The following is a 13,539-nucleotide window of genomic DNA, read 5'->3' as shown; positions in this document are numbered from 1 at the left end:
CGCGGCGCATGGTCGCGTTCGGATGATTGCCCGCAGTTCACCGTGGTGGAGACTCCATGACAGAGGCAGCGCAGCGCCACGTCGCCGGCGTGGACGAGGTCGGGCGCGGGCCGCTGGCCGGGCCGGTGGTCGCGGCGGCCGTGATTCTGCCGCAGGACTACGCCTGTCCCGGCCTGACCGACTCCAAAAAGCTGAGTGCCCGGCGCCGGGAGGCGCTGGATGTACAGATCCGCGCGGATGCACTGGCGTGGTCGCTGGGGCGGGCCGAGGCCGCGGAGATCGACACACTGAATATCCACCGCGCCACTCTGCTGGCGATGCAGCGAGCCGTGGCCGGTCTGGCCCTGGCACCCGCGCACCTGCTGGTCGACGGGCGCTTTACCCCCGAGGGGCCCTGGACGGCCGAGGCCATCGTCGGCGGGGACGGTTCGGTGGCGGCCATCAGTGCAGCCTCGATCATCGCGAAGGTGGCCCGCGACGGCTGGTTGCGTGAACTCCACGGCGACTACCCCGAGTACGGCTTTGACCGGCACTCGGGCTATCCGACGGTGGCCCATCGCGAGGCCCTGGAGCGCCTGGGTCCGTGTCCCCAGCACCGGCGCAGCTTCGGGCCCGTAGCGCGTGCCATCGCCGCGCGGGAGCAGGAGGCCGGGGCATGAGCGAAGCCCATCCCGGCTTCGTGCACCTGCGGGTGCATTCGGAGTACTCCCTGGTCGACGGCCTGGTGCGGCTGAAGCCGCTGGTGAAGGCCGTCGTCGATGGCGGCATGCCGGCCGTCGCGGTCACCGATCATTGCAACCTGTTCGGGCTGGTGAAGTTCTACCGCGCCGCGATCGCACAGGGCGTGCAGCCGATTATCGGGGCGGACGTGCTGGTACGCGATGCGCGCGCCGACGGCAGCCTGGCACGGATGACGCTGCTGGCGCAGAACGATCCCGGCTACCGCAACCTGACGCGGCTGATCTCGCGGGCCTGGCAGGAAGGCCAGGAGAAGGGGATCCCGCGGGTGGACTGTGCCTGGCTGGACGCGGCGGCCGAGGGCCTGATCGCGCTGTCGGGGGGCATCGACGGGCTGTTCGTGAACGGTTCAGGGACCGCCCGCGCCCTGCTGGCCGAGGATCTGGAACCCTGGATGCGGCGCTTCCCGGGGCGCTTCTATCTGGAACTGGTACGTTCGGACCGGCCGGGCGAGGAGGCCTGGATCGAGCAGGCGCTGGCCGCGGCCGAGACCTTCGACCTGCCGGTGGTGGCGACCAACGATGTCCGCTTCCTGCGTCCGGAAGATTTCGAGGCCCACGAGGCCCGGGTCTGCATTCACGACGGCGTGACCCTCGATGATCCGCGGCGACCGCGGCGCTATTCGGAGGCGCAGTACCTGCGTTCGCCGGAGGAGATGGCGGAGCGGTTCGCGGATATTCCCGAGGCCCTGGCCAACAGCGTCGCGATCGCACGGCGCTGTTCGGTCAGTCTGACCCTGGGCGAATCGGTCCTGCCGGACTTCCCGGTGCCCGAGGGGTACACGGTGGAGGATCACCTGCGCGAGACCTCGGCGAAGGGTCTGGCCGCCCGTCTGGAGCGCTTCTGCTTCGCGCCGCAGGAGGACTACGAGGCGCGGCTGCAGCGGGAACTGGACGTGATCTGCCAGATGGGGTTCCCCGGGTACTTCCTGATCGTGGCGGACTTCATCCAGTGGGCCAAGGACAACGGCATCCCCGTGGGCCCGGGCCGTGGCTCGGGCGCCGGCTCGCTGGTGGCCTATGCGCTGGGTATTACCGACCTGGATCCATTGCGTTACGAGCTTCTCTTCGAGCGGTTTCTGAATCCCGAACGCGTCTCCATGCCCGACTTCGATGTCGATTTCTGCATGGAGAAGCGCGACGACGTGATCGACTACGTCGCCGAACGCTACGGTCGCGACAAGGTGTCGCAGATCATCACCCACGGGACCATGGCCGCGAAGGCCGTGGTGCGCGATGTCGGGCGCGTGCTGGGCCATGGCTACGGCTTCGTCGACCGGATCGCCAAGCTGATCCCGTTCGAACTGGGCATGACCCTGCAAAAGGCCCTGACCGAGAGCGAGGACCTGAAGGCGCTGTACGACGAGGACGAGGAGGTCCGCGCGATCATCGACCTCGCGCAGAAGCTCGAGGGCCTGACCCGCAACGCCGGCAAGCATGCGGGCGGGGTGGTGATCGCACCCTCCGCGCTGACCGATTTCTCGCCGCTGTACTGCGAAGACGATGGCGCATCGCTGGTGACCCACTTCGACAAGGACGATGTCGAGGCGGTCGGCCTGGTCAAGTTCGACTTCCTCGGCCTGCGTACGCTCACCATCATCGACTGGGCGGTCGAGAACGTCCGCAAGATGGATGCCGAGGAGCGGGTCGACCTGGACGCGATCCCGCTGGATGATCCGGACACCTTCCGCCTGCTGAAGGATTACCAGACCACCGCGGTGTTCCAGCTGGAATCCGGCGGGATGAAGGATCTGATCAAGCGTCTGCAGCCCGACAGCTTCGAGGAGATCATCGCGCTGGTGGCGCTCTACCGGCCGGGGCCGCTGCAGTCGGGCATGGTGGACGACTTCATCGACCGCAAGCACGGTCGTGCCCAGGTCGAGTACCCGCATCCGGATCTGGAACCGATCCTGAAGCCGACCTACGGCGTCATCCTGTACCAGGAGCAGGTGATGCAGATTGCCCAGGTGCTGGGCAACTACACCCTGGGCGGCGCGGACCTGCTGCGGCGCGCGATGGGCAAGAAAAAGCCCGAGGAGATGGCCAAGCAGCGCGAGATCTTCCTCGAGGGCGCACTCGGGCGCGGGGTCGACGAAGGGGTCGCGACCTACATCTTCGATCTGATGGAGAAATTCGCGGGCTACGGCTTCAACAAGTCGCACTCGGCGGCGTATGCCCTGGTCGCCTACCAGACGGCGTGGCTCAAGGCGCATTATCCGGCGCCCTTCATGGCGGCGGTGCTGTCCGCGGACATGGACAACACCGACAAGGTCGTCGGGCTGATCGAGGAATGCCGCAACATGGGGCTGGAAGTCCTGCCGCCGGACGTGAACCAGTCCGATTACCGCTTTACCTGTCGCGACGCGCAGACCGTCGTCTACGGCCTGGGGGCGATCAAGGGTGTGGGCGAGTCCGCGATTGATACGCTGCTGAAGGCGCGCGGGCAGGGCGGCGACTTCCACGGGCTGGTGGACCTGTGCCAGCGGGTGGACCTGGGAAAGCTGAACAAGCGCGTGCTGGAGACGCTGGTGCGCGCCGGGGCCATGGACGGTCTGGGCGCGAACCGCGCGACGCTGCTGAACGATATCCCCATGGCCGTGGCGGCCGCGGAGCAAACGGAGCGCAACGCCAGCCTGGGGGTAGTCGATCTGTTCGGCGACCCGGCCGCGGCTGTCATCCCGGAGAGCGCCACCCTCGAGGAGATGGACGATGACGAACGCCTGCGGGGCGAGAAGGACACCCTGGGGCTTTATCTGACCGGTCACCCGGTGGAGCGCTATCGGGCGGAGCTGCTGCGCCTGACCGGGACCACCCTGCAGGCCCTGGAGGCCAAACTGGAGGATCGCCCCGACGAGACGCAGGGCCAGAAATGGCGCGGTAAGCAGGAGACCGTGCGCATTGCGGGCCTGATTGTCGGCGTGCGCGTGCGCAACACGCAGAGCGGGCGCATGGGGATCGTTACCCTGGATGACCGCAGCGGGCGGGCCGAGGTGGTGCTGTTCAACGACGACTTCACCCAGTACAAGGATCGCCTGGAGCCGGACGCGCTGCTGGTGGCGGAGGGTACCGTCACGCTGGACGACTATGCCGGGGGTACCCGCATGCGGGCGCGGGCCGTCTACAGCCTGGACGAGGCGCGCGCGCAGTGGGCGCGGGCGCTGTACCTGTGCCTGGAGGGCGTGGTGCCGGAACAGGTCGCCCACCTGCGAGGGCTGATGGAGGCGCATCGCGAGGGGCCCTGCCGTGTGCACATGTGCTACCGCCGGGACGGGCTGGAGGCCGATATCAGCCTGCCGGAGGGCTGGACGATCCGGCCGGACGAACGCCTGTTGCGCGGCATCCAGCAGTCGCTGGGGCCGGACTGCGAGGCGCAGGTGCTGTACGGTCGATAGACCGCTGCGCATCGGCACGGGAGCGGCGCGCGCCGCGATTGGTTACAATTCGCGTCTTTCGCTGGCCTCTACCAACAAGCCTTCGGGACTCTGCATGAATCCGGACTTTCTCGACTTCGAACAGCCCATTGCCGAACTGGAGGCGAAGATCGGCGATTTGCGCTATGTCGGCGACGACGCCGAGGTCAACATCCAGGAAGAGATCCAGCGCCTGGAGGACAAGTGCCGGTCGCTGACCGAGAGCATCTTCGCCAAGCTCACGCCGTGGCAAGTCGCGCAGATGTCGCGGCATCCGCGGCGTCCCTACACGCTGGACTACATCCCCGATCTGTTCGACGAGTTCGAGGAGCTGCACGGGGACCGCGCGTTTGGCGACGACCCGGCGATCGTGGGCGGGGTGGCGCGTCTGGATGGTCGCCCGGTGATGCTCATCGGACATCAGAAGGGGCGCCAGACGCGGGACAAGGTGTACCGCAACTTCGGCATGCCGCGGCCGGAGGGGTATCGCAAGGCCCTGCGTCTGATGGAGATGGCGGAGCGCTTCCGCATGCCGGTGCTGACCTTCATCGATACCCCCGGCGCCTATCCGGGCGTCGGTGCGGAAGAGCGCGGGCAGAGCGAGGCCATCGCGCGCAACCTGCGGGTGATGGCGCGCCTGGATACGCCCATCATCGCCACGGTGATCGGCGAGGGCGGATCCGGCGGGGCGCTGGCCATCGGCGTCGGGGACGCCACGCTGATGCTGCAGTATTCGACGTATTCGGTCATCTCGCCCGAGGGCTGTGCCTCCATCCTCTGGAAGAGCGCGGAGAAGGCCTCGGAAGCGGCCGAGGCGCTGGGAATCACCTCCGAGCGCCTGAAGGAGCTGGGGCTGGTGGACCGGATCGTGCCGGAACCTCTGGGCGGTGCCCATCGCGACCCGGAGGCGATGTCGACGCGCCTGCGTACCGCGCTCCTGGAGACCCTGGACGGCCTCGAGGGACTGGATCCGGGCAAGCGTCTCGAGCGGCGCTATCGCCGCCTGATGGACTACGGTGCCTTCCAGGAAGCCGCTTCCTGAGCGGGGCGCCCCGGCGCCCGATCCCGTAGCCACCGCGCTGCGGGCATTTCTCGACCCCCCTCCTGCCCGCCGGCGGGTGCGCATTGCCTTCAGTGGCGGCCTGGACTCCACCGTCCTGCTGCACGCGGCGGTGCGTCTGGGCATTCCCGGTCTCGAAGCCATGCACGTGGACCACGGTCTGCGGGCCGACTCCGGGCGCCAGGCCGAGCATTGCCGTGCGGTGGCCCGGGCGCTGAACTGCCCGTTCCGGACCTGCAGGCTGGAACCCCTTGATCCGCGCCCGTCGGGGCTGGAGGCCGCCGCGCGCGAGGCGCGCTACGTGGCATTGCGCGACGGGCTGGAGGAGACGGATATCCTCCTCGCCGCGCAGCATGCGGACGATCAGGCCGAGACCTTCCTGCTGGCGGCCCTGCGCGGCAGTGGACCCGACGGGTTGCGGGGGATGCGCCCACTGCGGCGGGAAGGGGTCACCTGGCTGGGCCGGCCGCTGCTGGACCTTCCCCGGGAGGCGCTGGTCGACTATGCCCGGCGCGAGGGTCTCGACTGGTACGACGATCCGAGCAATCGCGATGAGCGCTTTGATCGCAATTTCCTTCGCCAGTCGGTCCTGCCGCTGTTGCGCGAACGCTTCGGGGCTGTGACCGGCCTGGCGCGGGCCGCCGGCTGGCAGCGGGAGGTCGCCGGTCAGCTGCGGATGCATTTCGCCGATCACATGGAGGCGGCACGGGACCCGGAGTCCGGTGGGCTGGACCTTGCTCATGTGAGCAGGCTGGATAACGCCGCCGCCCGCGGGCTGGTGCGGCACTGGCTGCAGGCACAGGGGCTGCGGCCGCCGGGTCACGCACGCCTGGGGGAATTCCTGCGCCAGGTGGTGGCGGACAACCCCGACGCCAGCCCGCGGGTGGAATGGGAAGACGGCTGGATGCGCCGCTACCGCGATCAGCTATGGGCCGGGCCGCGGCAGGAGGGGCGCGAAGGGCAGAAGCCTCCGCCCGATCAGGAGTGGCCCGCGGACCAGCCGGAACTGCGGCTCGCGGACGGGCGGCGCCTGACGCGTTCGGGCCTGCGGGAGCTCGGCGTCGCGCCCGATGCCCCCCTGACCGTTAGCTATCGCCGTGGGGGCGAGCGGGTCGCGACGCCGGCCGGCCACCGCCCGCTGAAGAAGCTGATGCAGGAGCGCGGGATCCCGCCCTGGGCGCGTCAGCGGATTCCGTTGTTGCGTCAGGCGGATGGCGTGATTGTCGCAGTCCTCTGGCCGGACCGAGCTAACGCGCGGAGTTGACGGAGCCGTCCGAATCGGACAATTCTTGGGCCGTCTTCATGGGTTTCGGGTGAGCGGCGCGTGACAGGTTTCGCGGCACAGTGCGGGCGACGTACGGGCACGGCTTTGCTGGCGGCCGCGGCGTTTCTGGCGGCGCCGCTGGCAGCCGACACGTTAACGCTGACTACCGAGAGCTACCCCCCCTTCAATTTCGAGACCGAATCCGGGGAGCTGGACGGGATCTCCATCCGCGTGATGGATCAGCTCCTGGAGGCCGCGGGAGTGGACGCGGAGATCCGGCTGCTGCCCTGGAGCCGCGCCTATGCCGAGGCCCAGTCGGTCCCCGGTACCTGCGTCTTTTCAACGACGCGCACGCAGGAGCGCGAGGATCTTTTTACCTGGGTCGGGCCTCTGGTCGAGAACCAGTGGCATGCATTCGTGCTGGAGGGATCGGACGTAAATGCCTCGTCCCTGGCAGAACTGGAGCGTTACCGCGTCGGCGGCTATCGCGACGATGCCGTGGCCCTACATGTCGAACGTCAGGGGATTCCGGTGGATACCGCGCCTAACGACCGGCTGAACGCGCGCAAGCTGGCGGCCAATCGGATCGATGTCTGGGTGAGCGGTGAGCACCTCGCGCCCTGGTATGCGCGCCTGGAAGGGATCGGGGAACTCGAATCCCTGTTCGCGTTCAACGATACGGTGATGTCGCTCGCCTGCCACCCGGAGACCGAGCGCGGACCGCTGGACCGCATGCAGGAAGAACTGGATGCGATGCGCGCCGACGGACGCTACGCGGCGATCGTCGAGGCCGTACTGAACAGCAATGGAGAGCGAGATGAGTGAGGCAGCCGAGGCGCAGGCGGCGTCATCGACCCTGATTGCCGAAGAGGTGCTGGGGTTTCAGCGCAACATGACCCGGCGTGGCATCATCTTTTCGTTCACCGGTTACATCTCCGAGGGCATCCTGAAGGCCCTGGGCGATGCGCTGCGCCAGAAGATCCGGCTCGAATCCACCGACACGAAGACCGTGAACCGGGTCTTTTCGGTCTTTGTCGAGCAGGTGCAGAACATCATCCGGTATTCGGCCGAACGCATCGAGCACGATGACGAGCCCCCCGTCGAGCTGAGTTCCGGGATGATCACGGTCGGTTCGGAGAACGGGCGCTTCTTCGTCATCTGCGGCAATGTCATCGGGCGCAAGGATGCCGACACCCTGGCGGCGCGCCTGCGTGAACTGGCCGCGATGGACAGCGACGAGTTGCGCCGCTTCTACAAGGAAAAACTGCGCGAGCCGCCGGACGAGGGCAGCAAGGGCGGCAGTATCGGTCTGATCGAGATCGCACGGAGGGCGAGCGAGCCGATCCAGTTCGATTTTCAGCATATTTCCGATGCCCAATCCTACTTTGTCCTGAAGGCCTACATCTGATGGCAGTCGTCGAGACCATTGAGCACGAGGCAACCGACCGGACCCCCGCGGTGCAGTTCGATTTCGCGGCCGGGCAGTACCGACTGTCGGGGGAGTCGTATCCGGAGGATGCGGCGAACTTCTACGGCCCCCTGACCCAGGGGCTGCGCCAGGCAATCGAGGACCGCGCCAGCGACGAGGTGGAATTCACGGTGGAAATGATCTATTTCAATTCGTCCACCGCGAAGGCCCTGATGAACATGTTCCAGATCCTGGAAGACGGGGCGGAGGCCGGGCTGAAGGTCCGTATCAACTGGTGCTATCACGAGGATGACGAAACCATGGAGGAGTTCGGCGAGGATTTCTCCGAGGACTTCCAGCACGCCGACTACCGCATGTGTCCGCTGACATGACCGCCCCCTCTCGTGACGACTCCATGAACCCCTCTAGCCGGCCCCGCGACGGGCAGGAGCTGGACGAGGGCCTGGCCGACTTTTCCCTGTTCGAGCAGGAAAAGGCCATCATGCAGCGCTCCGAGCAGATGCTGGAGGCGCTGGACGCAGTGGCCGACGGGGTGAAGGTGCTCGCCAAGGCCTATTCCGAGAGCTACCGCGCGCAGCGGCGCATGATGCGTATGAGTGATCGCATGCAGGCGGATCTCCAGGATGCCAACCGGCAGCTGCGCGAACAGGCCGAACACCTGGCCCAGCTCAACAACGCCCTGTCTGACGAGGTCCGCGAACGCGAGCGCCTGACGGCCGAGCTGGAGCGCCTGGCGCTGGAGGACGCCCTGACCGGCCTGTTCTCGCGCCGCCGCGTGATCGACTGTGTCGAGGGCATGGCCGACAGCGTGGGTGACGCGTCGCACTCGCTCGCGGTGATGATGCTGGATCTCGACGACTTCAAGACCCTCAACGATACCCATGGCCATGCCGCCGGGGACTTCGCGCTGGAAAGCTTCGCCGAGATCCTGCGCGGCGAACTGGGGGCCGAACAGTACGCCGGGCGGATGGGCGGGGAGGAATTCCTCGTCGTGGCCGCGGACCTGGACGTCGAGGCCGCCCTGGCCCTGGCGGAACGGATCCGCTCGGCGGTGGAGAACGCCCGCCTGCACTGGAAGGACGAGCCGCTGTCCCTGGCGGTGTCGATCGGTCTGGTGGTGACCACGAATCCCTGGCCGGATGCCGGCGAACTGGTCGCGCTCGCCGACGACCTGCTGTATCGCGCCAAGAACGAGGGGCGCAACCGTGTCATCGTGCAGACGCACGGCGACCACGGATGATGCCGGAGACCCGGCGCCGCAACCGGAGCCTCGTTGCCAAGCTGGCGGTCGCCACGCTGCTTGCTGCGCTTGCGCTCAGCCTCCTCAGTAGTGCCTACGTCATTGCCTCCGACTGGAATGCCTTCCGGGCCGAAACCCAGGCCCAGGTGGATCGTCTGCAGCGTCTGGTCGAGCCGCCCGCGGCGGAGGCCGCCTTCCAACTGAGCGCCGGTCAGGCCGATTCGCTGGTCCAGGGCCTGCTCGTCTTCGACGAGATCCGGCGGGTGGAGATCCTCGACGATTTTGGCAATACGCTGGCCGAGGACGAACGGGCGGCGGAGGCCGCGTCCGGGGACTGGGCGCAGTGGCTTTTTGGCGACCTGCGGGCACACGAGCTTGAACTAACGCATCCGGGAACCCGGGGCAACGTTCAGGGCGTGGGGCAGCTGCGCATGGAGCTGGACCCCGGTGTCCTGGGGCGGATCTTCGTGGCGCGCCTGCAGACCGGGGTCGTGACCAGCGTGACCCAGGCCGTGATCGTCTCGCTGGTGGTCGTGGTGCTGTTCTACTTCCTCATGCTGCGTCCGATGCTGAAGATCTCCCGCGCCGTGGCGGATACCGACCCGGACCAGCCAGCCCATTGGCCCATGCCCCGCCTGGGGCATCACGAGAATGACGAGCTGGGGGCCCTGGGGCGCTCGCTGGACCGCTTGCTGCGCGCCTTCCAGGAGGGGCTGGATGCGCGCGACGGGGCCCGCGGAGAGCTGAAGGCGCTGAACGCCGATCTGGAGCGCCGTGTGGAGGAGCGCACCCGACAGCTGGAAGACGAAAAGGCCGAGACCGAACGGGCGATGGCCCAGGTGGACGAGGCCAACCGGGAACTGGAACGCAGTAACCGCCTGGTGGTGGAGAGCATTCGCTATGCCCGGCGCATCCAGACCGCGATGCTGCCGGACAAGCACGCCCTGGACGGACATCTGGACGAGGTGCAGATCTACTGGGAGCCGCTGCACCTGGTCGGCGGGGACTATTTCTGGGTCGAGGCCATCGACGGCCACAGCATCCTGGTGGTGGCGGACTGTACCGGGCATGGCGTCCCGGGGGCGTTCATCACGCTGGTGGTGGCGTCGGCGCTGGACCGGATCCTGCACGAACACCGTCTGCTGGAACCCTCCGCGATCCTGCGCGAGATGGACCGGCTGGTGCGTTCACGGCTGCGTCAGGACGGTCAGGATTCGGATTCGGATGACGGGCTGGAGGCCGCGGTATGCGTCTATCGGCCGGAAGACCGGATGCTGGCCTTCGCCGGGGTCGGGCTGCCCCTGATGATCGAACGCGGCGGCGAGATCGAGGAGATCCGCGGCGTGCGCGGGGGGCTCGGCTACCGCAGCCTGGAGCCCGCGCAGCCGGTCGACCACGAGGTGCCGGTGGAGCCGGGAACCGAATTCTTCCTGATCACCGACGGTGCGCATGATCATGTCGGGGGCGAGCCGCCACGCTTGTTCGGGCGCCGTCGGCTGCGCCAGGTCCTGGCCGAGAAGAGTGGCCGCGATCTGTCCGCCAAGATCGACGCTGTCGTGCGTGTGCTGGAGGATTATCGCGACGGAGAACCCCGGCGCGACGACATGACCCTGGTGGCCTTCCGCCCGCTGGCACGGGGTTCCCGGAACGAGGTGTTGCCCCCGCCTTCCGATTGAGCAGGGGCGGGTGCTCTGGTACTCTTTCAGGCGTTTTCCGCCCACCCCGCGTGCCAGGTTCGCGCCGGGACGGGGCGCTTGTCAGCTCCCAGCCAGGTTTCCCGCATGACGCGTTTTGTTTTCATCACCGGAGGCGTGGTCTCGTCTCTGGGCAAAGGTATTGCATCCGCCTCGCTGGGGGCGATCCTCGAGGCCCGCGGGCTCAAGGTGACCCTGCTCAAGCTGGATCCGTACATCAACGTCGATCCGGGCACCATGAGCCCGTTTCAGCACGGCGAGGTCTTCGTCACCGACGACGGCGCCGAGACCGACCTGGACCTGGGGCATTACGAGCGCTTCGTGCGCATCCGTACCTCGCGGCGCAACAACTTCACCACCGGCCAGATCTACGAGAACGTGATCCGCAAGGAACGCCGCGGGGACTACCTCGGCGGTACCGTGCAGGTGATCCCGCATATCACGGACGAGATCAAGCGCTCCATCCACGAAGGGGCGGGCGATGCCGACATCGCGCTGATCGAGATCGGCGGTACCGTGGGCGACATCGAGTCCCTGCCGTTTCTCGAGGCGATCCGCCAGATGGGCGTGGAACTCGGCCACGAGAATGCCCTGTTCATGCACCTGACGCTGGTCCCGTATATCGAGGCCGCGGGCGAGATCAAGACCAAGCCAACCCAGCACTCGGTCAAGGAACTGCGTTCCATCGGGATCCAGCCGGATATCCTGCTGTGCCGCTCGACCCAGGCAATCCCGGACGGCGAGCGGCGCAAGATCGCGCTGTTCACCAACGTCGAGGAGAAGGCGGTCATCTCGGCGGTGGACGTGGACAACATCTACAAGATCCCGCTCTGGCTGCATTCGCAGAAGCTCGACGAGATCGTGCTGCGCAAGCTGCATATCGAGGCGCCGCAGGCGGATCTCTCGGACTGGAAACACGTGGTCAATGCCATGGAGTTCCCGGAGTCGGAGATCACCGTCGGCATGATCGGCAAGTACGTGGACCTGACCGAATCCTACAAGTCCGTGAACGAGGCCCTGACCCATGCCGGGGTACAGGTCGGCACCCGCGTCCGGATCCGCTATCTCGACTCGGAGAAACTGGAAGGCGCCGAGAACGAGGCCGCACGGGAACTCGAGGGCCTGGATGCCATCCTGGTGCCGGGCGGCTTCGGCGAGCGCGGCGTGGAGGGCAAGATCGCCGCGGTGCGCTACGCACGCGAACACGACGTGCCCTATCTCGGGATCTGCCTCGGCATGCAGGTCGCGGTGATCGAGTTCGCGCGCGATGTCGCGGGCCTGGAAGGCGCGCACAGCACCGAATTCGCGCCCGATACCCCGCATCCGGTGATCGCGCTCATTACCGAGTGGCAGGATCAGGAAGGCCGTATCGAGCGGCGCGATGCCGACAGCGACCTGGGCGGCACCATGCGCCTGGGAGCCCAGAGTGCGCGGCTGTCGTCCGGTTCGCGCATTGCCGAGGCCTATGGTCGCGAAAAGGTGGAAGAACGCCACCGCCATCGCTTCGAGTTCAACAACGCCTACCGCGAACGGCTGGAGGCGGCCGGGCTGCGCATCTCGGGCGTGTCGGAATCCGGCGAACTGGTGGAGGCCGTGGAACTCCCGGGGCATCCGTGGTTTGTCGGCTGCCAGTTCCACCCGGAGTTCACCTCCACGCCGCGCGATGGCCACCCGCTGTTCACCGGTTTTGTGCGTGCCGCCCGGGACTACCAGGAAGCGCGCGAACCCGAAACCACCACGGCGCTGACGGAATAGGGCGCCGATACACGATTTTTCGCGGCCGTGCCCGGAGGGTGGCGGCCGCCGTACAGGACAGGACATGCAGCTTTGTGGTTTTGAAGTCGGCCTCGACCGGCCCTTTTTTCTGATTGCCGGACCCTGCGTCATCGAGTCCGAGGCCATGGCGCTGGAGACGGCCGGGGCCCTGAAGGCGATGGCGGATGACCTGGGCATCCCGTTCATCTACAAGTCGTCGTTCGACAAGGCCAACCGGTCGTCCACCCGGAGCTTCCGCGGCCTGGGCATGGCCGAGGGTCTGCGCATCCTCGACAAGGTGAAATCGGAGATCGGCGTGCCGGTACTGACTGACGTGCACGAGGACACGGCGCTGGACGAGGTCGCCAGCGTAGTGGATGTATTGCAGACGCCGGCGTTCCTCTGCCGTCAGACCAACTTCATCCAGAATGTGGCGCGCCAGGGGCGTCCGGTGAATATCAAGAAGGGCCAGTTCCTCGCACCCTGGGACATGGGCAATGTCGTCGACAAGGCGCGCGAGGCGGGCAATGACCAGATCATGGTCTGCGAGCGCGGGGTTTCGTTCGGCTACAACACCCTGATCTCCGACATGCGCGGCCTGGCCCAGATGCGCCAGACCGGCTGCCCGGTAGTCTTCGACGCGACCCATTCGGTGCAGCAGCCGGGTGGGCAGGGCGCGTCCTCCGGTGGCCAGCGCGAGTTCGTACCGGTGCTCGCGCGCTCCGCGGTGGCGGCCGGGGTCTCCGGGCTGTTCATGGAGACCCACCCGGATCCCGAGAGGGCCCTGTCGGATGGCCCCAATGCGTGGCCGCTGCCAAAGATGGCCGAGCTGCTGCAGACGCTGAAGGCGCTGGACGCCGCGACCAAGGCGCAGCCGTTCGCGGAGGCGGAATACGGCCTCGGCTGACCCCCGATTTTTCGATAATGCGTCCCGGGCGGCTCCGTCCGGG

The 13,539-nt window shown here is 67.3% G+C and carries 11 protein-coding genes; all 11 read left to right on the top strand.

The window, feature by feature from the left end; genetic code table 11:
• Positions 1 to 56: 56 nt before the first annotated feature.
• The 11 genes from rnhB (at position 57) to kdsA (ending at position 13,496) form a co-directional block, all read left to right on the top strand.
• Positions 57 to 659: a ribonuclease HII gene (gene rnhB, locus F614_RS0101370; protein ID WP_018866980.1), complete on the top strand. Its 603-nt coding sequence runs from the start codon at positions 57 to 59 to the stop codon at positions 657 to 659.
• The gene (gene dnaE, locus F614_RS0101365) at positions 656 to 4,129 is read left to right on the top strand and encodes a DNA polymerase III subunit alpha (RefSeq protein ID WP_019558080.1); all 3,474 of its coding nucleotides are present in this window, start codon (positions 656 to 658) and stop codon (positions 4,127 to 4,129) included. The genes rnhB and dnaE overlap by 4 nt, the downstream gene beginning before the upstream one ends.
• 94 nt (positions 4,130 to 4,223) lie before the next feature.
• Positions 4,224 to 5,189, top strand: a complete 966-nt coding sequence (locus F614_RS0101360) for an acetyl-CoA carboxylase carboxyltransferase subunit alpha (protein ID WP_018866978.1) — start codon at positions 4,224 to 4,226, stop codon at positions 5,187 to 5,189.
• Positions 5,190 to 5,265: 76 nt separating this feature from the next.
• Entirely contained in the window at positions 5,266 to 6,471 is a 1,206-nt protein-coding gene (tilS, locus tag F614_RS0101355; protein WP_019558079.1) for a tRNA lysidine(34) synthetase TilS, read from the top strand.
• A 105-nt stretch (positions 6,472 to 6,576) separates the two neighbouring features.
• Positions 6,577 to 7,296, top strand: a complete 720-nt coding sequence (locus tag F614_RS0101350; protein ID WP_018875551.1) for an ABC transporter substrate-binding protein — start codon at positions 6,577 to 6,579, stop codon at positions 7,294 to 7,296.
• Positions 7,289 to 7,879 carry a SiaB family protein kinase gene (locus F614_RS0101345; RefSeq protein WP_019583900.1) on the top strand — a complete coding sequence of 197 codons (591 nt, stop codon included), beginning with the start codon at positions 7,289 to 7,291 and terminating at the stop codon, positions 7,877 to 7,879. The genes F614_RS0101350 and F614_RS0101345 overlap by 8 nt, the downstream gene beginning before the upstream one ends.
• Entirely contained in the window at positions 7,879 to 8,271 is a 393-nt protein-coding gene (locus tag F614_RS0101340; protein WP_018866974.1) for a DUF1987 domain-containing protein, read from the top strand. The genes F614_RS0101345 and F614_RS0101340 overlap by 1 nt, the downstream gene beginning before the upstream one ends.
• Before the next feature lie 23 nt (positions 8,272 to 8,294).
• Positions 8,295 to 9,140 (top strand): GGDEF domain-containing protein, encoded by an 846-nt coding sequence (locus tag F614_RS0101335; protein ID WP_018880579.1) that lies wholly within the window; start codon positions 8,295 to 8,297, stop codon positions 9,138 to 9,140.
• On the top strand, positions 9,140 to 10,816 hold the full coding sequence (locus F614_RS0101330) for a SpoIIE family protein phosphatase (protein ID WP_018875548.1): 1,677 nt from the start codon (positions 9,140 to 9,142) through the stop codon (positions 10,814 to 10,816). Before F614_RS0101335 ends, F614_RS0101330 begins: the two co-directional genes overlap by 1 nt.
• 105 nt (positions 10,817 to 10,921) lie before the next feature.
• Entirely contained in the window at positions 10,922 to 12,589 is a 1,668-nt protein-coding gene (locus F614_RS0101325; RefSeq protein ID WP_018875547.1) for a CTP synthase, read from the top strand.
• A 64-nt stretch (positions 12,590 to 12,653) separates the two neighbouring features.
• A complete protein-coding gene (kdsA, locus tag F614_RS0101320) occupies positions 12,654 to 13,496 on the top strand; it encodes a 3-deoxy-8-phosphooctulonate synthase (RefSeq protein ID WP_018875546.1) in 843 nt (280 codons plus the stop codon).
• Positions 13,497 to 13,539 lie beyond the last annotated feature (43 nt).

Source organism: Thioalkalivibrio sp. ALE12, from assembly GCF_000381105.1.
In the GTDB taxonomy this organism is placed as follows: Bacteria; Pseudomonadota; Gammaproteobacteria; order Ectothiorhodospirales; family Ectothiorhodospiraceae; genus Thioalkalivibrio.
This window is presented reverse-complemented; position numbering and strand designations above follow the sequence as displayed.